Origin of the sequence: Streptomyces sp. NPDC059443 (assembly GCF_042750105.1) — a bacterium.
Lineage (GTDB): Bacteria > Actinomycetota > Actinomycetes > Streptomycetales > Streptomycetaceae > Streptomyces.
This window is the reverse complement of sequence record NZ_JBHYVM010000002.1, coordinates 90,701-110,149: the sequence shown is the minus strand read 5'-3', so window position 1 is coordinate 110,149 and position 19,449 is coordinate 90,701. Positions and strand designations below refer to the sequence as shown.

At 72.2% G+C, this 19,449-nt stretch carries 18 protein-coding genes; 6 read left to right on the top strand and 12 right to left on the bottom strand.

Annotated features, from left to right (window positions below):
* Positions 1 to 52: 52 nt before the first annotated feature.
* The 6 genes from ACFXDJ_RS02105 to ACFXDJ_RS02080 form a co-directional block, all read right to left on the bottom strand.
* Positions 53 to 799 carry an SDR family oxidoreductase gene (locus ACFXDJ_RS02105; RefSeq protein ID WP_384847513.1) on the bottom strand — a complete coding sequence of 249 codons (747 nt, stop codon included), beginning with the start codon at positions 797 to 799 and terminating at the stop codon, positions 53 to 55.
* A 93-nt stretch (positions 800 to 892) separates the two neighbouring features.
* Entirely contained in the window at positions 893 to 2,011 is a 1,119-nt protein-coding gene (locus ACFXDJ_RS02100; protein ID WP_384649774.1) for a homoserine O-acetyltransferase, read from the bottom strand.
* Positions 2,008 to 2,973 carry a cysteine synthase A gene (cysK, locus tag ACFXDJ_RS02095; RefSeq protein WP_384649772.1) on the bottom strand — a complete coding sequence of 322 codons (966 nt, stop codon included), beginning with the start codon at positions 2,971 to 2,973 and terminating at the stop codon, positions 2,008 to 2,010. The genes ACFXDJ_RS02100 and cysK overlap by 4 nt, the downstream gene beginning before the upstream one ends.
* Positions 2,974 to 3,029: 56 nt before the next feature.
* Positions 3,030 to 3,878 (bottom strand): arginase family protein, encoded by an 849-nt coding sequence (locus tag ACFXDJ_RS02090; protein WP_384847510.1) that lies wholly within the window; start codon positions 3,876 to 3,878, stop codon positions 3,030 to 3,032.
* 13 nt (positions 3,879 to 3,891) lie between these two features.
* Positions 3,892 to 4,680, bottom strand: a complete 789-nt coding sequence (locus ACFXDJ_RS02085) for a YqcI/YcgG family protein (RefSeq protein WP_384649768.1) — start codon at positions 4,678 to 4,680, stop codon at positions 3,892 to 3,894.
* A 26-nt stretch (positions 4,681 to 4,706) separates the two neighbouring features.
* On the bottom strand, positions 4,707 to 4,895 hold the full coding sequence (locus ACFXDJ_RS02080) for a hypothetical protein (protein ID WP_384649766.1): 189 nt from the start codon (positions 4,893 to 4,895) through the stop codon (positions 4,707 to 4,709).
* A 110-nt stretch (positions 4,896 to 5,005) separates the two neighbouring features.
* On the opposite strand from ACFXDJ_RS02080, the gene ACFXDJ_RS02075 reads away from it, so the two are divergent.
* Positions 5,006 to 5,548 carry a hypothetical protein gene (locus ACFXDJ_RS02075; RefSeq protein WP_384649764.1) on the top strand — a complete coding sequence of 181 codons (543 nt, stop codon included), beginning with the start codon at positions 5,006 to 5,008 and terminating at the stop codon, positions 5,546 to 5,548.
* Positions 5,549 to 5,690: 142 nt separating this feature from the next.
* On the top strand, positions 5,691 to 6,674 hold the full coding sequence (locus ACFXDJ_RS02070) for a LuxR C-terminal-related transcriptional regulator (protein WP_384649762.1): 984 nt from the start codon (positions 5,691 to 5,693) through the stop codon (positions 6,672 to 6,674).
* A 49-nt stretch (positions 6,675 to 6,723) separates the two neighbouring features.
* On the opposite strand, the gene ACFXDJ_RS02065 is transcribed toward ACFXDJ_RS02070, so the two are convergent.
* From ACFXDJ_RS02065 to ACFXDJ_RS02050, 4 genes are all read right to left on the bottom strand, one after another.
* Entirely contained in the window at positions 6,724 to 7,296 is a 573-nt protein-coding gene (locus ACFXDJ_RS02065; RefSeq protein ID WP_384649760.1) for a hydrolase, read from the bottom strand.
* 22 nt (positions 7,297 to 7,318) lie between these two features.
* A complete protein-coding gene (locus ACFXDJ_RS02060) occupies positions 7,319 to 7,738 on the bottom strand; it encodes a MarR family winged helix-turn-helix transcriptional regulator (RefSeq protein ID WP_384649758.1) in 420 nt (139 codons plus the stop codon).
* Positions 7,739 to 7,781: 43 nt separating this feature from the next.
* A complete protein-coding gene (locus ACFXDJ_RS02055) occupies positions 7,782 to 10,586 on the bottom strand; it encodes an exo-beta-D-glucosaminidase (RefSeq protein ID WP_384649756.1) in 2,805 nt (934 codons plus the stop codon).
* A gap of 169 nt (positions 10,587 to 10,755) precedes the next feature.
* Positions 10,756 to 11,895 (bottom strand): MFS transporter, encoded by a 1,140-nt coding sequence (locus tag ACFXDJ_RS02050; RefSeq protein WP_384649839.1) that lies wholly within the window; start codon positions 11,893 to 11,895, stop codon positions 10,756 to 10,758.
* A 153-nt stretch (positions 11,896 to 12,048) separates the two neighbouring features.
* Between ACFXDJ_RS02050 and ACFXDJ_RS02045 the strand changes: the two genes are divergently transcribed.
* From ACFXDJ_RS02045 to ACFXDJ_RS02035, 3 genes are read left to right on the top strand one after another with little or no spacing between them, the layout of a single operon-like run.
* Positions 12,049 to 12,846, top strand: a complete 798-nt coding sequence (locus ACFXDJ_RS02045; protein WP_384649754.1) for an AraC family transcriptional regulator — start codon at positions 12,049 to 12,051, stop codon at positions 12,844 to 12,846.
* Between the two features lie 46 nt (positions 12,847 to 12,892).
* Complete coding sequence (locus ACFXDJ_RS02040; RefSeq protein WP_384649752.1) at positions 12,893 to 14,569, top strand: FAD-dependent monooxygenase; 1,677 nt, start codon at positions 12,893 to 12,895, stop codon at positions 14,567 to 14,569.
* Positions 14,570 to 14,617: 48 nt separating this feature from the next.
* The gene (locus tag ACFXDJ_RS02035) at positions 14,618 to 15,688 is read left to right on the top strand and encodes an enoyl-CoA hydratase/isomerase family protein (RefSeq protein WP_384649750.1); all 1,071 of its coding nucleotides are present in this window, start codon (positions 14,618 to 14,620) and stop codon (positions 15,686 to 15,688) included.
* Between the two features lie 19 nt (positions 15,689 to 15,707).
* Here ACFXDJ_RS02035 and ACFXDJ_RS02030 read toward each other — a convergent pair whose 3' ends face one another.
* Positions 15,708 to 16,631 (bottom strand): SDR family oxidoreductase, encoded by a 924-nt coding sequence (locus ACFXDJ_RS02030; protein WP_384649748.1) that lies wholly within the window; start codon positions 16,629 to 16,631, stop codon positions 15,708 to 15,710.
* Between the two features lie 182 nt (positions 16,632 to 16,813).
* On the opposite strand from ACFXDJ_RS02030, the gene ACFXDJ_RS02025 reads away from it, so the two are divergent.
* Positions 16,814 to 18,058, top strand: a complete 1,245-nt coding sequence (locus tag ACFXDJ_RS02025; protein WP_384649746.1) for a cytochrome P450 — start codon at positions 16,814 to 16,816, stop codon at positions 18,056 to 18,058.
* 92 nt (positions 18,059 to 18,150) lie between these two features.
* Here the strand turns inward: ACFXDJ_RS02025 and ACFXDJ_RS02020 are convergent, their stop codons facing one another.
* Positions 18,151 to 19,224 carry an alpha/beta hydrolase gene (locus ACFXDJ_RS02020; RefSeq protein ID WP_384847507.1) on the bottom strand — a complete coding sequence of 358 codons (1,074 nt, stop codon included), beginning with the start codon at positions 19,222 to 19,224 and terminating at the stop codon, positions 18,151 to 18,153.
* Positions 19,225 to 19,449: the final 225 nt, after the last annotated feature.

Below are 19,449 nucleotides of genomic sequence, written 5' to 3'. Positions count from 1 at the left end.
CGGGTATCGGTATGGGTATGGGTATGGGTATGGGTATGGGTGTCGGCGAGGGTCACCACGGCAGGGTCTCCCCCAGGTGCAGGTAGCCGCCGCTGGGCCCGTCGCTGCCGAGGAGGGCCATCCGGACGGCGGTCTCGGCGCCCTGCGGGGGGTCGAGTTCGCCCGCGCCGTCGTTCATGGCGGTCCTGGTGTAGCCCGGGTGGACGGCGTTCACCTTGACCGGTGTGTCGCGCAGTTCGTAGGCGAGGTGCACGGTCCAGGAGTTCACCGCGCTCTTGGAAGCGCTGTACGCCGGCAGGGACTTGAACGCCGGGCTGTAGGTGTAGGAGTCCGGGTCGCTGTGCAGGGTCAGCGAGGCGAGCAGGCTGGAGACGTTCACGATGCGTCCCGCCTCCGCCCGCCGGATCAGCGGCAGGAAGGCCGTGGTCACCGCGACGACGCCGAACAGGTTGGTGTCGAAGGTCTCCCGCCACTGGGCCAGAGGCTGTTCCGACGGTTGGCGGCCGTACTCCTCGACGCGGATCCCGGCGTTGTTGACCAGGATGTCGAGGCTGCCGCGGGTACGGGCGACCTCCGCCGCGGCGGCGGTGATCGTGTCCGGCTTGGTCACGTCGAGGACGAGGGGTTCGGCGTCGAGCCCGCAGCCGCGTAGGCCGGCCGCCGCCGCGGCGGTCGCCCCGGGGTCGCGGCCTCCGAGCAGGACCCGGACGCCGCGCTCGCCGAGCCGGCGGGCGATTTCGAGGCCGATGCCGCGGTTGGCGCCCGTGACGAGGGCGGTGGGGGAACGGTGGTCTGGCACGTCTGGCACGTCTGGCACGTCTGGCACGACTGGCATGTTTGGCACGTTTGGCTCCAGAGTCGGATACGGCCTGGGGGAGGAGGGGCGGGGGCACTACCAGCCGACCGACAGGAACTTCGCCACCGGCGGCCCGAAGCGGGCGAAGTCGACCAGGAAGGCGTCGTGGCCCTGCACGGACTCCAGCGCGAGGAACTCGACGCCCGGCCCGACCGCCCCCAGGGCCTCGGCGAGCTGCCGCTGCTGTGACAGGGGGAAGAGGATGTCGCTCTCCACCCCGATCACCAGGGCCTTCTCCAGGCGCAGCCGGGCCAGCGCGTCCTCGACGGTGGTGCCGCAGGACTCGCCGAGGTCGAAGCGGTCCATGCTGCGGCTGAGGTAGAGGTAGCTGTTGGGATCGAACCGGTGCAGGAACCGCCGGGCATGGAAGTCCAGATAGCCCTCGACCTGGAACTCCGGCCCGAACGGGCCCTCGTCGCAGCCGTGTTCGGGGCTCAGGCGGGCCCGGCCGAAGCGGCTGTCCCACTCCCGGGCCGAGCGGTACGTCATCATGCCGAGCTTGCGTGCCGTCAGCATTCCGCGACACGGATAGCGTTCCGCGTCGTACCGGCCCTGGTTCCACTGGGGGTCGAAGCGGATCGCCTGGCGCTGGAGGGAGCGCACCGCGATCGAGAACGGCAACGAGTGCACCCCGGCGGAGATGTTGATGTGACTGCGCGCGAGCCCGGGATGGCGGGCGAGCAGGGCCAGGGCGCCCATTCCGCCCATCGAGGCGCCGATCACACAGGCCAGGCGTTCGAAGCCGAGCGCACGGACGGTGTGCGCCGCGGCGTCGGCGATGTCCTCGATGGAGAGCTCCGGGAAGTCCAGCCGGTAGGGCTCACCGGTACGCGGATCGGTCGAGGCGGGCCCGGTGGAACCCTTGCAACTACCGAGCGAATTCACGCAGATGACGTGCCAGCGGTCGGTGTCGATGGGCCTGCCCGGGCCGAGCATCGCCTCCCACCAGCCGGGGCTGGGGTCCTGCGGATGGGAGGCGGCGTGCGCGTCGGGAGAGAGGCCGGTGAGGATCAGGATGACGTTGTCGCCGGACGAACTCGGCCGTCCGAAGGACTCGTAGGCGATCCGCGCGCCGTGGAGGGTGCCGCCGGCCCTCATCGGGAAGCCGTCGGGCAGGGCGACGAAGCGGCTCGCGCGGGGGATGAACTCCGTCATGCGGCGTCCAGCGAGGCCAGCCACTCGTCGTCCGAGCCCTCGCTCACCCCTTCGAACAGGAACGTGGACAGATAGCGCTCCCCGGTGTCCGGCAGCATCGCCAGCAGTACGGACCCGGCCGGCGCGGTCCGCGCGACGCGCAGCGCGGTCGCCAGGGTGGCGCCCGCCGAGAGCCCGGTGAAGATGCCTTCCTCGGCGGCGAGCCGGCGCGCGGTGTCGCGGCCGTCCACCTCGTCCACGGTGAGGAGTTCGTCGATGACGCTCCGGTCGAGCACGCCCGGTACGAAGTCGGGTGCCCAGCCCTGGATCCGGTGGACGTTCCACGCCCGGCCGGACAGGACGGCGGCGTTGTCCGGCTCGGCGGCGATGATCCGGACCTCCGGACGGGCCCGCTTCAGCATCTGTCCGACACCGGTCAGGGTGCCGCTGGTGCCGAATCCGGTGACGAAGTAGTCCAGCCGCTTCCCGGCGAAGTCGCCGAGGATCTCCGAGGCCGTGGTCTCGCGGTGGTAGGCGGGGTTCGCCGGGTTGTCGAACTGTCTGGCGCGGAACCAGCCGTGCCGGGCTGCCAGTTCGTCCGCCAGCCGGTTGCCGCCGCTGCTGCCCAGGGCGCCGGGGAAGAGGATGACCTTGCCGCCGTACGCGCGGATGAGCTTGCGGCGCTCCACCGAGTAGGTGTCGGACATCACCGCCACGAACTTGTAGCCGCGCGCCGCGGCCACCATGGCCAGGGCGATGCCGACATTGCCCGAAGTGCACTCGGCGATCGTGTCGCCGGGTTTGAGCAGCCCCTTCGCCTCGGCGTCGAGGATCACGGAGAGGGCGAGGCGGTCCTTGACCGAGCCGCCGGGGTTGAAGGACTCCACCTTCACGTAGACCGAGACGTGCTCGGGTGCGAGACGGTGCAGCCTGACGATGGGCGTGCGCCCGATGGTGTCGAGGATGCTGTCGTGGAGAGGCATGGGGGTGTCGTCGCTTTCGGTGGTGGCGTATCAGGGCGGGGCGGCTGTCGGACCGGCTATCGGACCGGCTGTCGGACCGGCTGTCGGGCCGGTGCGTCCTCGAACGCGGGGGCGACCATGTCGAGGATGGCGGCGACCGCGGCCCCGGCGACGGCCTCGTCCGTCGGGGCGTTGAACTCGGCCAGTTCGACCCCGACCAGCCGCTCCCGGGGGATCGCCTCGAAGACCGCCCGGATCTGGGACTCCAACAGGCCGTCCGGTACGACGTATTCGGCCGGCACGGCGGTGTCCGGGTCGAGCACGTCCCAGTCGATGTGGATCCACACCGGAGCCCCGCCGACCGCGCGCAGGATGTTCTCCCCGGTCACCTCCTGCGGGGGTATGACGCGGACGCCGGTCTGTGCGAGCAGGTCGTGCTCGGCCTCGTCGATGTCCCGGGCGCCGACCAGGACGGCCTGCCCGGGCCGCAGACCGGAGCCGTGGCCGCTGTTCCAGAGCCCGCACGCGGCGGCGAGGACCATGCCCCCGAGGTAGCCGGTGCCGGTCGTCTCCGGTGTGTTGAAGTCCCCGTGGGCGTCGATGTACAGCACGACGGCGTCCGGGTGTTCGCGTGCCACGGCGGGCAGGGTGGCGATGCTCGCCGAGCAGGTGTTGGAGACCAGCACGGGGAGCCGGCCGGCCCGCAGGCTCTCGGTGACCGCCGCGCCCAGTCCGAGCAGGGTCTCCTCCGCCTGGGGCAGGCTCACGCTCCAGTCGTCGTCGGCGGGTGGCGCGAAGGTGCCGATCGCCCGGCCCTGGAGTCCGTACCGCTCCTCCAGGGCCCGCGCGACCAGGGCCGCGCCCTCGATCATCCGCGGCACGCGGTCGGCCACCCGGCCCTGGGAGACGATGAGGTCGATCTTCATGGAATTCCTTTCCTCAGCCGGCCCGGTGCTGACGGAACTCGAACGGGCAGGTGTCCGTCCGCTCGGCGTTCTCGTCGGTGAGGCCGTACTGGAACCATTCGAGTGCGCCGGCTCCGTAAGAGCCGAGTTGTGGGGCGTGCGGGATTTCGTCGTACTGTTCGATCCGGCCGCGTATGTTGGCGCGGACCTTGCGGCCGCTCGGTGTGTCACCGGCGAACACGTCGAAGCGCTCACGCGGATTGACCACCATGACGAAGTGCTTTCCGAGATTCCGGCTGCGGCGTTTGTGGTGCGCGGGGCTGCTCATGTTGCAGAACAGCGGCATGCCGTCGAAGCACATGGACCAGCCCGGGGAACTCGGATCCGGGTCCACGTCCGAGGGCCAGGGCGCCGGGTCGATCTCGTGCAGTCGCTGGAGGACCTTCCAGCCGAAGGCGTGGTAGTCCTCCGTGCGACGGCCCTCAACCGCCTCGACCACCTCGACCGCCTCGACCGCCCCGGCCGAGAACGCGATGACCAGCGGATAGGCGGTGTCCAGCCTGCCGTCCCACTCCCTGGAGAGCTCGACGTACTCCTTGAGGCCCTGCGCCAGGTGCCGGATGCCGCTGTCGTCGCCGTTCTCCACGAAGACGAACCTCAGCAGCCGCTTGCGCAGCGCGTTCCTTGAGAAGACGCAGGGGAAGCCCGGGTCTTCGAGCCGGGACGCGACTTCGCGCAGAGCGTCCCGATGCCAGTCGGTACCGCCTTCCGCGATGCATTCCTGTGAGATCAGGGCGCGGCTCGTCGTCGACGTGTTCACCATGACGGAATTCAGATCCCCGGTCCCGATCACTGCCAGCCGGCCGAATCGCCCGAGGCCGCGGGATCGGCGGCCGCCGGGGCCTCGGCCGTGATCCGGGTCGCGGTGTCGGAGAATTGGGTGGTCGCGGGAATCTGGGTGGTCGCGGGAATCTGGGTGGTGGCGGCGAATCCCATGACGGCGATGAGTCCGCAAGCGAGCATGGCGAAGCGGTTCATGAAAACTCCAAGGGGCAAGAGAATGGCAGGGAATGAGTCGAGAACCCGGCCTCTCCCCGCTCTTTGCCGAGGGGCCTTGTCGGCCGGTGGTCCCATCGTGGCGGACACGAATGCGTGCCGGCCATGGATTCGAGCGGCAGCCTGGTGACTGGGCCGCAGCCTGCCACCGCACGGGCCGCTGGCAGGGCAGTGCCACTGTCACCAACCTGAACCGCCGGACGGTGTACAGACCGGCCGCCGGGACGGCAGCCTTCGAAGGGGCGCGCTCCCTCGCCGCCCCCGACCCCCAACCCCCACCCGCTTTGGAGCTGTTCCGCCTTGATCCCGCAGACGGGCCGATCGCCGTGTACCTGATCCACCTGCTGTTGCGAGCGGCCCAGGGGCCGCTCCGCGATCCGCCGCCGGTCGATCCCTCCCGCCACGCGACCGCCCTGGCGGCGGCCGGGATCGAGCACCTGACGACGCACGGCGGACCGGCGCCCGGGACGGCGGTCCTGACCGCGTTCGTCCGGGCCCGGACCCTGGCCGAGGCCGAATCCCAGGCCCGCGAAGCCTGTTGGGACATCCTCACGGCCGAGTGGACGGTGTCCGCGGTCTGGCCCGGGCTGGTGGGGGAGTACTACACGGGGCGGCGCGCCCCGGACCTCCCCTGAACCGGATCCAACCGCCCCGGAATCCTGCACGCCGTCCTGTCCACTGTGGCGCATCGAAACAGCCGCCCTCGACAGGACGGCGCGATCCATTCACGGCCGATTCGAGCATCATCGGTTCCACCGTCGAAGGGGAACAGGCAGCATGCTCGAATCACTTGGGCTCGACGAACTGGCCGAGCGCACCTATCAGCTGATGCTGTCCAGTCCCGACATGACCCTGGACAAGATCGCCGCCCAGACGGGAACCGACCCCACCGAAGTGCGTGCCGCCATGGACCGGCTCGCCTCGCTCTCCTTGCTGCGCCCGCCCGTCGACGGGGGAAGTCCGGCGCAGGTGATCAGCCCCGAGTACGGCCTGGAGGCCCTACTGGCGCGACAGCAGGCCGAATTGTTGGAGCGTCAGCACCAGATCGAGCGCAGCCGGGCCGCGGCGGCCACGCTGATCGCCCGGTTCGCCCATCTCCACGGCACGCGCGAACACCCCCACGTGGAGCACCTGATCGGCGTCGAAGCGGTACGGACGCGGCTGGCCGAGCTCGTCGAGGACGTCCGCGAGGAGCTCTCGGCGCTCTCTCCCGGCGGGGCGCAGACGGAGGAGAACCTGGAAGCGGCCAAACCGCTGGACGGGCGGCTGCTCGAACGCGGCGTGCGGCTGCGGACGCTCTACGTCGACAGCGTCCGCAGCCATCCGCCGAGCGTCGAGTACGCCCGCTGGCTCAACGCGAGGGGCGGGCAGACCCGGACCGTGGCCGCGCTCCCGCTGCGCATGATCATCACCGATCGGACCTCGGCCCTGGTGCCGGCCAACCCCGAACGGAGCGAGGAGGGCGCGGTCCTGCTCCGCGGTCCCGGGACGGTCGCCGCGTTGTGCGCGCTCTTCGATCATCTGTGGGTCACCGGAACCCCCCTGATGGAGTCGGTCCCGGTGGACGGCGAGGAACTCGGCCGCCAGGAGCGGGAGGTCCTCAAGCTCCTCGCGCAGGGGCTGACCGACGAGGCGGTGGCCCTGCGCCTGGGGGTCTCGCTTCGGACCACGCGCCGGATCACCGCCAAGCTGATGGAGCGGCTGGGTGCGAAGAGCCGCTTCCAGGCAGGCCTGCGCGTAGGAGAGCTCGGCCTCCTCTGACCGCCCCGGAGCGCCCGTCGGACTTTGGACGGCTCACCGGCGACGGGGGTCAGGAGTCCAGGGCGGTGAGGATGTCCGCGGTCGTGGAGACCTTGCCGATGCGGGGGAAGATCTTGGTGAAGGTGTGGGCGTGGGAGTCGGTGTCCGTGTCGGCGGTGGCGTCCTCGGCGAAGACCAGGTCGTAGCTGTTCTCCCAGGCGGTGCGGGCGGTGGATTCGACGCCGACGCTCGTGGAGATGCCGGCCAGGACGATCCGGTGAATGCCCCGGCGGCGGAGCTGGAGGTCGAGTTCCGTACCGGTGAAGGCGCCCCAGTGGCGCTTGGTGACGACCACGTCGCCGAGCTCGGCCAGCTCCTGGGGGATCTCGGAGAACGCGGCCGGGGGCGCGGCGGCGGGACCGGGGCGGTCGACGTCGGTGGTGGGCAGGTCGCCGCCGTCGGGGGACCAGGCGACCTTGACCAGGACCACGGGCAGCTTGCGGGCCCGGAAGGCTTCCGCGAGCGCGAGGGCGTTCTTCAGGATCTCGGGGGCCGGCCTGGTGGTCGGGAGGCCCAGGATCCCCTTCTGGAGGTCGATGAGGACCAGGGCGGTGCCGCCGTCGAGGTTCAGGTTGGTGGTCATGAGGGCTCCTTCGGTGGGGTGGTCAGTCCTCGGCAAGGCGACGCAGCAACGGGATGGCCGAGGCCAGCAGTTCCTGCTCGATGGGCGTCAGCCGCTCGGATATGAGCTCCGCGATGAGGTCGTGGCCGGCCTTGCGGCGCTCGTGTACGAGGCTCTGCCCCTGGGGGGTCAGCGCGATGAGCAACTGCCGGCCGTCGGTGGGGTGCGGGGTGCGGGCTACGAGGCCCTCGGCCTGGAGGGCGTTGACGGTGGCGATCACCGACTGCGGGCGGATCTTCTCGGCACGGGCCAGATCGGAGGCCGTGGACGGGCCGAGCCGGTCGAGTCGTTTCAGTACGGACATCTGCGACAGGCTCACCCCGCCACCGGCGGCGCTGCGTACCTGCCGGAGCAGCATGCCGAGGACGAGCTGGAGTTCCTCGGCGGTCTGTTCTGCTGGCATGCTCCGACCCTAGGGGAAAGCCAGGCAAACTTGCAAGGTTGGCTTACTTGTTTTGTGGTGCCGGGATGGTGGCCGTGGGGGTGTTCCAGCCCGAGATCCTCAGGTGCGGGGTGGATCCGTGCAGGTCGGCGGTGCGGTAGGTGGCGGTCAGGGTGAGCGACTCGCCCGGCCAGAGGCTGACTTGGTTGTCGGACCAGCGGACGGGCAGGACGGGTCGGCCCCCGTCGTCGACCAGGTGGACGTCGGTGAGGAGGGCCGGTGTGCTGCCCGTGCCCGCGTGGCGCAGGGTGACCGTGGTCGTGGACGTGGCGGTCGAGGTTTCCTGGAGCGTTGTGGATGCCGTCGCCGAGACCTGGGTCGCGGGCATCGAACGCAGGCCCTTGAGGTCCGCGTAGGAGGTGGTCGGGGTGTAGTACCAGTCGGTGGCCGCGTAGTTGAGGACGTCCGGCCGGGTCGAGAGCCAGTACGCGTTGCGGCTCAGCTCCCTGCCCTCGGCGTCGGTCAGGATCAGCCGCGCCAGGTAGGTCGTGGGCAGCCCGGCCACCGAGGCGGGCAGGGTCAGCGCCGTCGTCTTCGCGCCGTCGCCGCCGACCGCGAGGCCGCGCACGCTGCGGTCGTACTTAGGGATCCCGTCGGGGGTGAACAGGGTTACCCGGGTGCTCAGTTGGGATGCGGGCTCGTGGCGGCGGTTGATCACGGCCACCGTGCGGTCGTCGTAGGAGTACTGGACGTGCAGCGGCTCGTTGGCCTTCTTCGCACCGAAGTAGGCGCCGCCCTGATCGAGATGGCGGTCCAACAGCTGCCAGTGGAGGGAGGTCCAGCCACTGTTGAACATCCAGTAGACCACCCCGGTCGACGGTGCCTCGGGATCCTTGGAGTTACGGGCGTACGCCTCGAACTGGGCCCGTACGTTCTCGTACTGGGCGAGCTGCGCCTTGCGGACGTAGTCCTCCAGTGAGCTCGCGGCCCCGTAACGCGCGGTCAGTGCCTCGTCGTACAGCTTCAGCGTGGCGAAGGTCTTCGACGGGGAGCGGTGGTACTGCCGTGCCGAGGGGTCGCGCCAGAGCGTTTCCAGCTCGGCGGGGGACATCATGCGCCTCAGGGTGTCGAGGGTGGGTACAGAAGGCCCCGCGCTGGTCTCGGAGTTGAAGCCGGTGGCCCCGCCCTCGCGCTTGTCGTACCAGTAGCCGGGCGGCACCCAGTCGTAGGGTCCGGTCATCCGCATCCCCGAACTGCCGCTCAGGGGCGCCGAAGCGGCGGTGGCCGCCGACACCACCGGCGTGTGCCAGTCGGCGGCCCGCAGCGCGTCCACGTACCCCCGCTCGATCTCCGCGTCCGGCGCGAAGTCGCTGCCGATGAGGAAGGAGGCGACGCTGGGATGGCCGCGCAGGCGGGCGGCCTCGGTGGCCATGGACGCCGCGGCGACGCGGTAGTCCTCCTCCTCCCACAACTCCCCGGCTTCCGTGCCGTTGACCTGCCCCTCCCACTTCCCGCAGCACTGCCAGCCCGGCAGCGTGAGGATCCCGTAGCGGTCGGTCAGGTCGAAGAACTCGTCCGGCTCCAGGTGCCCTTCCAGGCGCAGCGCGTTCAGTCCCAGGTCCAGGGCGTACTTCAGCCGGTCCTCCACGTACGTGCGGTCCCAGCGCAGGAACTCGTCCGGCGACCAGCCCCCGCCCCTGATCAGCAAGGGGCGGCCGTTGACCTGGTACTGGCGGGCGCCGTCGGAGTTGAGCGGGGCCCGTACCTCGCGCACGCCGAAGGTCTCGTCGGCCGCGTCGGAGAGCGTGCCGGACGCCGTCGCCGTCAGGTGGAGTCCGTACAGCTCCTGCGCACCCATGCCGGCCGGCCACCACACGCGGGGCGAGGCCAGGTGGAGTTGGGGGTACCGGGCCGGGGTGAAGGTGACCGTCTTCGTCTCGTGCGCGCGCAGCGCGACGTCCTGGCGGAAGGGGGCGTACGCCGGGTCCGGGGTGCCGGTCGCCGTCCGGGTCGCCGTCCCGGTCAGCGTGCCGGTCACCGTCGCGGTGACCTCGGCGGCCGAGTCGTTGCGCAGCTTCGTCTTGACGGTCAGGTCGGCGGAATCGAGGGACGGCAGGGCCAGGCTGGTCACGAGGTGGGTGTCGCGCAGGGCGACCGGGCCGCCCCGGCGTACGAGTACGTCGCGGACGATGCCCATGTTCGCGTCGGCCGGGGGCTGTAGCCAGTCGAGCCAGCCCGTGGTGAGGTGCTTGTGGGGGTCGTTGGGCCGGATCCGGAAGGCGACGGTGTTGGTGCCCGCCCGGACGAGGGCGGTGACGTCGAGCTCGTGGTGGGTGTACGCGCCGGTCACCGTGGAAGCGGCGGCGACCTGCCGGCCGTTGACGAACACGTCGGCGGCCGAGATCACCCCGCTGAAGTCCAGGTAGGTCCGGGCGGTGGTGTCGGCCACGGTGAAATCGGACCGGAACCACCACGGGACGGTGAAGTCGGCGGAGGGGATGCGCTGTTGGTTGGTGGAGTAGAAGGGATCGGGGTACGTGCCGTGCGCGAGCAGGGCCGCGAGCACGGTCGAACGCGGCCCGGCCCGGTACCAGCCGCTCGCCCGGTAGCCGGGGGCGGAGACCGCCGCCGCCGGCTCGGTGACCCGGGCCGTCGACTGGACGGCGTAGCCCGCCAGCGCGGTCGTGCTCCCGGGGGTCGCGGCGACGGCCGTGACCGGCGGCGGCCCCGGCGGGGGGTCCGGAGCGGATCCCGGGGCCGGGGCCGGGGCGGCGGCGGTCAGCGCGCACAGCAGGCCGGTCACGGCCAGGGCGCGGATGCGGGTACGGACACGGGTGCGAACGCGGGCGCGGACGGGGCGGTGGGGCACGGCGCCCTCCGAGGAGGCTGGTCGGCACGGAACGCCCCGACGTTAGCCCCGCCCCGCGAGCCGCAGCCCCTCGGCGCGCACGCGCGGGCGGGGTCTTAGGCCAGGTCGCCCATCCGGTGGCCGGGAGTCCGTGGCCGGTGACCGGTGGCTCTGGGGGGTCATGGCTGCTCTAGGCCGGGATCTCCTCCGGGGCGGCCGGCTCCGGGAGGCGGCGGGCCAGGAGCCAGGCCAGGAGGGGGAGGGCGGCCAGCGGGAGGAGCGCGGTGCCCACGGAGGTGGCGTCGGCCGCGGCGCCGATGAGGGGGCTCGCGAGACCGCCGACGCTGACGGTCAGGCCCAGGGTGACCCCGCTCGCCGTGCCCATCCGCGTCGGGAGGTAGTCCTGGCCCAGGGTGACCTGGAGGGAGAAGGGCACGTACAGCGCGGCGGCGGCCAGCGCGGAGCACACGTACACCAGGGGCAGCGGGAGGAAGAGGATGCCCGCGATGGCGGGCACCGAGGCCGCGTAGGCGCGGTGGACGGTGGTGACCCGGCCCCAGCGGGCGGCCAGCCGGCCGCCGAGCAGGGTGCCGCCGGCGCTCCCCGCGAAGAGCGCGAACAGGGCCACGGCGCCCGCGGTTTCGCTTCCGCCGCGCTCGCGGACGTAGAGGGCGATGAAGGTGCTCAGGCCCATGAAGACCACCGAGCGGACGACGACGACCAGCGAGAGTCGCAGGAACGCCCGCCAGTCGTCGGCCGGATGGCCGGCAGGAGCCGGCCCCGGCTTTCGGGCGGACTGTGAACGGGCCGACGCGGGCGGCCAGTTGAGGAACACGCCGAGCGCCGCCGGGATCGCGAGCAGCCACCACCCCGCCGGTCCGGGCAGGGCCAGGGCGCCGACCACCAGCAGGGGCGCGCAGGCGAAGCCGATGTTGCCGCCGAGCGCGAACCAGCTCATCGCACCGTGCCCGGAGCCGCCCACCACGCGGACCAGCCGGGCCGCCGCCGGGTGGTAGGCGGCGACGCCCAGCCCCGACAGGGCGACGGCGGCCAGGGTGGCCGCGTACCCAGCGTCGAGCCCGACCAGGGCCACGCCCAGCCCGGCGGCCGCGGTGGCCAGCGGGATCAGCCAGGGCATCGGCCACCGGTCGGTCAGTGCCCCGAACAGCGGCTGGACCACCGAGGAGAGCAGGGAGGCGGCCAGCACGATGCCGGAGGCGGCGGCGTATCCGTACGAGCGCTCGGAGACGAGGAAGGGGACGAGGGCGGCCACGGCGCCCTGGTAGACGTCCACGCAGGAGTGGCCCGCGGAGAAGGCGGCCGTGCGCAGCCGGGCGGGGGAACGGGGCGCGTGCCGGTCGGAGGGCTGGGTGGGGGACTGGATGCGGGGCTGGGCCGGGGGCGGGGGCGGCGATGTCGTCGAGGTCACCGACTGAGAATCGCTCTCGCCCGGGGCGGCCCGCTTCCGATAAATTGCCGGGTGATGCAGAAAATCCGCCACACACCCCGCGCCGCGACGAGCATCCGCGAACTCGACACCCACCAGGGCATCGATCCGCACCGCCACGACGACCACCAGATCTGCTACGCCGGTTCCGGGGTGCTGTCCATCACCACCGACGCCGGCACCTGGGTGGCCCCGACCACCCGCGCGCTGTGGATCCCGGCCGGGACGGTGCACGAGCACCGGGCCTTCGGCCGCGCCGACTTGCACTGCGTGGGCCTTCCGACCCACCTCAACCCGCTCTCCCTCTCCGCCCCCGCGGTGCTCGCCGTGGGCCCGCTGCTGCGCGAGCTGATCCTGGCGTACACCCGGGCCCCCGAGGACGGCAGCGCGGAGCGGCGCCGGATGCTCGGGGTGCTGCTCGACCAGCTGAAGGCCTCGCCGCTCCAGCCGCTGCACCTGCCCGCCCCCGCCGATCCCCGGCTCGCCGCCGTGTGCGCGCTGCTGCACGCCGATCCGGCGGATCCGCGCGGGCTGGCGGAGCTCGCCGCGCACGCGGGGGCCGGGGCGGGGGAGCGGACGCTGAGCCGGCTGTTCCGCGCCGAGCTGGGCATGACCTTCCCCCAGTGGCGGACCCAGCTGCGGCTGCACCACGCGCTGCGGCTGCTGGCCGTCGACACCCCGGTCACGGCGGTCGCGCACCGCTGCGGCTGGTCCTCGGCGAGCGCGTTCATCGACGTCTTCCGCCGGGCCTTCGGGCATACGCCGGGGACCCACGCCAAGGGGGTCGGCGCGGGAGCCGGCCGCCCGGCTCGCCTGCCGCCCGCCGCGGGGTGACGATGGTGGAGGAGACCGTTCCGGGGCCAGGCGCTGGGAGGCACCCGTGGCTCACACCCGTACACCGGAAGTACTGATCGCGGGCGCAGGCCCGGTCGGGCTGTCCGCGGCCGCGGAGCTCCGCCGCAACGGTGTGAGCTGCCGCCTCATCGACCGCCTGCCGGCCAGGCTCCCGTACGCGAAGGCCATCGGCATCCAGCCGCGCACCCTGGAGATCTGGGACCGGATGGGCCTGGCGCGCACGGTCGTAGAGGCCTCGGTTCCGCTGTTCGGTCAGCTGCTCTACGCCAACGGCCGGCAAGTGGCGCGGATCGAGCTGGAGCTGCCGCCCGAAGTGCCGTACGGATTCGCTGCGTTGCCGCAGTACGAGACCGAGCGGCTCATCGAGGAGTACGTGGCGGGCCTGGGCACGGTCATCGAACGCGGCACGGAACTGCTGTCGTTCACCCAGGACGAGCACGGTGTCACCGCCCGGCTGCGTACGGCCTCCGGCGCCGAGGAGGAGGTGCGCACCCCCTACCTCATCGGCTGCGACGGAGCGCACAGCACCGTGCGCAAGGGGCTGGGTCTGAGCTTCGAGGGCGGGGCCTTCCAGGAGGAGTACATGCTGGCCGACGTGGTGGCCGACTGGGACCTGCCCCACGAGTACAGCGTGCGGTCCACGCACTTCGCCGCCGACGGGTCCACCGACGACGTGCTGATCTGCGTCCCGTTGCCCGGCGAGGGCCGATACCGCATGTCGATGATGGTCCCGCCCGAGTTCTCGGCCGAGGCGGCCCCGGACGACGGTGTGGCGCACGGCCTGCAAGGGGACGGCGGACGCGTTCCCGAACTGTCCGACATCCAGGCCGTCGTGGACCGGCTCTCCCCGCGCCCGGCCACCCTCTCCAAGATGCGCTGGTCGTCGGTCTTCCGCATCAGCCACCGCATCGTCGACCGCTACGGAGACGGCCGGGTCTTCGTGGCGGGAGACGCCGCCCACATCCACCCGCCCACCGGCGCCCAGGGCATGAACACCGGGATCCAGGACGCCTGCAACCTGGCCTGGAAGCTCGCGATCGTCCTGCGGGGCGCCGCCGGGCCCGTCCTGCTCGCCGGCTACGACGCCGAACGCCGCCCGGTCGGGGAAGAGGTCGTCGGCCGGACCCTGCGGCACAGCACGCAGGGCATCGACAGCGACCCGGACGACCCCCGGACGGTGATGCTCCGCGAGGCGCAGCTCCTGATCTCCTACCGGGACGGCCCGCTCGCCGGCACCCCGTCCGGCCCGGCCGACGCGCCTCAGCCCGGCGACCGGGCCCCGGACTGCGCCGGGCTGACCCTGCCGCTCGCCGCCTACCCCATGCGCCTGCTCGACGTCCTGCGCGACCGCACCGCGCACGTGGTGCTCCTGTACGGGGCCGACGCCACCACCCTGGCCGCGGCGGCGGAGGCGTCCCGGGCGGCGGACCGGGCGTCCGCCGGGCTCGGGCTGGAGACCGTCGGCGTCCTCGCCCGCGAGGCCCCGGAGGGCGCGGCCGACTCCGTGGCCGACACCGCGGCCGTCCCCGGATACCGGGACGCCGCCGGAGAGTTCGCCCGGCTCTACCGCCCCGACGGCCCGACCGGATTCCTCGTACGCCCGGACGGGTACCTCGGGGCCCGCTTCCTGCTCGCCGACACGGCGGCGGCCCTGTCCGGCTACCTCCGGGCCCTGTCGGGGCCGGACGGCCCGACCCGGTGAACCCATCCTGCCGGTCACGCCACGCGCCCTCCCTCCATACTGGCCGGTGTGAACAACGAAGACGACGCCCGTGACGACGCCCGCGACGACGCCCGCGACGACACCGTCCTGTGTGACGTCCACGGCCGGACCGGGGTGATCACCCTCAACCGCCCCAAGGCCCTCAACGCCCTCACCCACCCCATGGTGCTGCGCATCGCCGGGGCCCTGACCGGCTGGGAGCGGGACCGGGGCGTCGACCAGGTGCTCATCCGGGGCGCCGGGGAGCGCGGGCTGTGCGCCGGAGGGGACATCCGGGCCATCCACGACGACGCCAAGGCCGGGACGCGGGCCTCGGTGGAGTTCTGGCGCGACGAGTACCGGCTCAACGCGTACATCGCCCGCTACCCCAAGCCCTACGTCGCCCTCATGGACGGCATCGTGATGGGCGGCGGGGTCGGGGTCTCGGCCCACGGCAGCGTCCGCGTCGTCACCGAACGCTCCCGCGTGGCCATGCCCGAAACCGGCATCGGTTTCGTCCCGGACGTGGGCGGCACCCACCTGCTCGCCCGTGCTCCCGGCCTCCTCGGCACCCACCTCGCCCTCACCGGCTCCGCCGTGGGCGCCGCCGACGCGCTGCTGTGCGGGCTCGCCGACCACTTCGTACCGGCCGACCGGCTGCCCGCGCTCACCGCCGAGCTCGCGGAGGCCCCCGCCCACGAGGTGCTGGCACGCCACGCCGCCACCCCCGAGCCGGGCCCGCTCGCCGAATGGCGGGGCTGGATCGACCACTGCTACGCGGCCGGCGGCGTCGAGGAGATCGTGGACCGGCTGCACGCGCAGGGCGACCCGGCGGCCAAGGAGGCCGCCGAGACGATCCTCGCCAAGTCCCCGACCGCCCTCAAGGTGACCCTGGAGGCGGTCCGCAGGGCCGCCGCCCTCGGGGAGCTGGAGGCGGTGCTGGACCAGGAGTTCCGCGTGTCCTGCCATGCGCTGGCCTCCCCCGACCTGGTGGAGGGCATCCGGGCGCAGGTCGTGGACAAGGACCGCACTCCGCGCTGGTCCCCTTCCACCCTCGGCGAGGTCACCGAGGCGGATGTGGCCCCGTTCTTCTACGAGGCCGCGTACTCCCGCAGGTGACGGGCGGTCAGCACGCTGCTCAGCGGTAGCCCGTGGGGTCCGCCGGGCGGTCCGGGTCCTGGACTTCGACCATGTAGCGCCAGGCGTCCGGCCGGCTGCCGTCGAGGTCCGTGAAGCCGTAGACCCCGGCGAGCTGTCCGCTGGAGAGCGACTGTCCGTTCCAGCGGGACACCTCCGGGTCGGCGGCCAGCGCCGCGACCGCGCGGCCGACGTAGGACGGGGTCTCCGAGATGCAGAAGTGCGGGACCTTCTCCAGAGCGTCCCGCCAGTTGGCCTCGGAGACGCCGAAGGTGTCGAGCATGATCTCCGAGCGCATCCAGCCCGGGGTCAGGGCCACCGCCGTCGCCCCGCGCGGGCCCACCTCGTGGCCGAGGGCGAACGCCATGCGCAGCACGGCTGACTTGGCGATGTCGTAGAAGAAGGAGACCCGGTAGCGGCTCGCGTTGTACTCCGCCGTGCCGTCCGTCATCTCCACCACCAGTCCGCCCGGTTCGCGCAGCAGGAGCGGCAACGCGTAGTGGCTGGTGATGGCATGGGTCTCCACCGCGAGCCGCAACAGCCGCAGCCCCTTGTCCAGATCGTGTTCCCAGACCGGGCTCTCCCACTCGAAGAGCAGCTCGCCGCCCCAGATGTCGTTGACCAGTACGTCGAGGCGGCCCCGCTCCGCATCGATCCGCCCGACCAGAGCCTCCACCTGCGCGGGCACCAGATGGTCCGCGACCACCGGGATTCCGTGTCCGCCCGCCGCCGTGACCAGCTCGGCCGTCTCCTCGATCGTCTCGGGCCGGTCGTACTCGGACCGTCGGCCCCGGGTGCTGCGCCCGCTCACGTACACGGTCGCGCCCCGGGCCCCCAGTTCCACCGCGATGCCCCGGCCCGCGCCCCGGGTGGCTCCGGCCACCAGGGCGACCCTGCCTTCGAGGGTGTGCTGTGCTTGCGTCATGACCGCGACCCTACGACGCGCACGCGCGGCGGCGGAGGCACGGCGCGGCCCGTGTCGGGGCGGCCGGGGCGGCCGGGCCGGGCGGACCCGGTTTTCGAGATGGGACGGGACCGGGCTTGAACAACCAGCCTCCCACCCCGCACTGTTGGCCGAGATCCGTCCATATCGTCAGGAGATCAGGCTTGTCCCCCGATCACGCAAGCGCGTACGTCATCGACCCCGCCGGCGGCTGCCCGCACGCCCTCAACGCCCGGCTGCGCGCCCAGGGCGCCGTAGCCGAAGTGGTCCTGCCCGGCGGGGTGCCCGCGGCCGTCGTCCTCGGCCACGAGGCGCTCAGGGAGTTCCTCGCCCACCCCGATGTGGCCAAGGACGCCCGGCACTTCCCCGCCCTGCACGACGGCACCATCGCCAAGGACTGGCCGCTGCGCGTCTTCGCCCAGGCCCAGGGCATGCACACCGCCGACGACGCCGACCACCGCCGGCTGCGCTCCCTCGTGGGCAATGCCTTCACCGTCCGCCAGGTGGAGCGGCTGCGCCCCCGCGTCGAGGAGCTGACGGCCGGGCTGCTGGACGATCTGCACCGGGCGGCGGCCGAATCCCCGGACGGGGTGGCCGACTTGCGCACGCACTTCGCGCTGCCGCTCCCGATGAGCGTGATCTGCGAGCTCCTCGGAGTTGACCCCGAGCACCGGGGGCGGCTGCACACGCTGTCCAACACCGTCATCATCGCCACCGACACCACCCCGGCCGAGGTCATGGCGGCCGTTCGGGAACTCGTCGAGCTGCTCGGCGCGATCGCCGCCGCCCGCCGGGCGGATCCCGGCGAGGACCTGACGAGCGCGCTGATAGCCGCCCGCGAGGGGGACGGCGACCGGCTCAGCGAGGCCGAACTCATCGGCACCATGCGGCTGATGCTCGTCGCGGGCCACGAGACCACGCTCAACCTGATCAGCAACGCGGTCCGCGCCCTGTGCACCCACCGAGACCAGCTCGCGCTGGTCCTGGCGGGCAAGGCGAGCTGGTCGGACGTGGTCGACGAGACCATGCGCTTCGACGGCCCGGTCAGCTGGTTCCCGTTCCGCTACCCGACCCGCGACCTGACCGTGGGCGGGACCGTGATCCCGCAGGGCACCCCGGTGCTCGCCGGGTACACGGCGGCCGGCCGCGACGAGGCCTTCCACGGCCCGGACGCCGACCGCTTCGACGTCACCCGCCCCACCGCGGCCCGCAGCCTCTCCTTCGGCCACGGCGCCCACTACTGCGTCGGCGCCCCGCTCGCCCGGCTGGAGGCCACGATCGCCCTGGAAGCCCTCTTCACCCGCTTCCCGGACCTCGACCTGGCCGTCCCCGAAGCCGAGCTCCCGCACCAGCACAGCTTCATCGGCAACAGCGTCGAGAAGCTGCCGGTCCGCCTGGTACGGGAGTGAGCGGGTAGGTCGTCTCTTTCGGATGTTGCCGGGCGGCGCGGGCCCGGCAAGATCCGGAAGAGACGGCCTAGGGCCCGTTCAGCCGCCGGCCCTCATGCGGCCGGCGGCGAGGGCGGGGAGATCTCCGTGCTCAGCCAGCCCAGCGCGTCCGGGTACATCGCGGTCCAGGTCTGGAAGTTGTGCCCGCCCTGGGGTCGGATCAGGGTCTTGACCCGGACCCCGGAGCCCTCGGCGGCCTTGGCGAAGTCGGTCAGCTGGCGTACCGGGCTGTCCTTGTCCTGCGCGGAGGTGGCCAGGAACAGGCCGACGTCCGCGTTCTTCGTGTGCTCGACGAGCCACATCGGACTGTTGCGCTCCCGCAGCAGCGGATCGGCCAGTACGTCCGGGTCCCCGGTCAGCGGATCCGGGTCCAGGGCCGCGCCCGCCCGGAACACCTTCGGGTACTGCAACGGCAGCTTGGCCGCGCAGAAGGCCCCCGTCGAGATGCCCATCAGCGCCCATCCCTTGGGTTCGGGAAGGGTGCGGAAGTTCTTGGAGACGAGGTCCGGCACGTCCTCCGCGAGCCAGCTGGCCACCTTGCGCTGCGGGGTGTCGGTGCAGTCGGTGTTCACCCCGCCGGGGTACAGCTCGGGGATCACCAGGATGAAGGGGTGCGCCGCGCCCAGCTGGACGAGCTGCTCCAGCGCGCCGGGCATGTTGCCGAGGTCCATCCAGCTGCGCGGCGAGCCGGGGTAGCCGTGCAGCAGCACCAGTACGGGGTAGCGGGTCTTCTTGGCGCCCGGCGCGTCGTACCCCGGGGGAGTCGACACGAGCACCTGGCCGGCGAGCTTCGAGTGGGAACCGCGGAAGTAGGTGGTGCGCGTGCCGTCGCTGCCCACGGTGAACTTGGCCCGGCCCAGCGGAGGGCCGGTCATGGCGGAGGGGTTCTGCCCGCCCTCGGTGCCCAGCAGGTCGTCCCAGGAGGAGTAGAGGCCGTAGCTGCCGTTGATCCAGGTGGCCACGACGCAGATGGCCGTGAGCTGGCACACGCCGATCATCACCAGCCGGGCCGCCCAGCGCACGAACCCCGGCCCCGGGATCCGGTTCCACAGGAGCAGCGCGGCGAGCATGGCGAGCACGGTGACGATGATCAGCGTGACGAGGAACGACGTGCTGGTCAGCTCCACTGAGCCGGCTCCTGACATACGGGACGACTTGACCGAGAATCCCAGATAATACTCAAATGCACGGTGCGTGTCGCCGGGTGACGGGTCGCGCACACCGTGTCGAGCGACCCTGGAGGCCGGGACCTCGGGCCTGCGGTAGATTCACCGCCTGTTTACCGTCGCGGTTCCGGAGGTTTCGTCCGCGCCGGTGTCGTATGAGGCATGATCGACGGGGATATGCGGAAC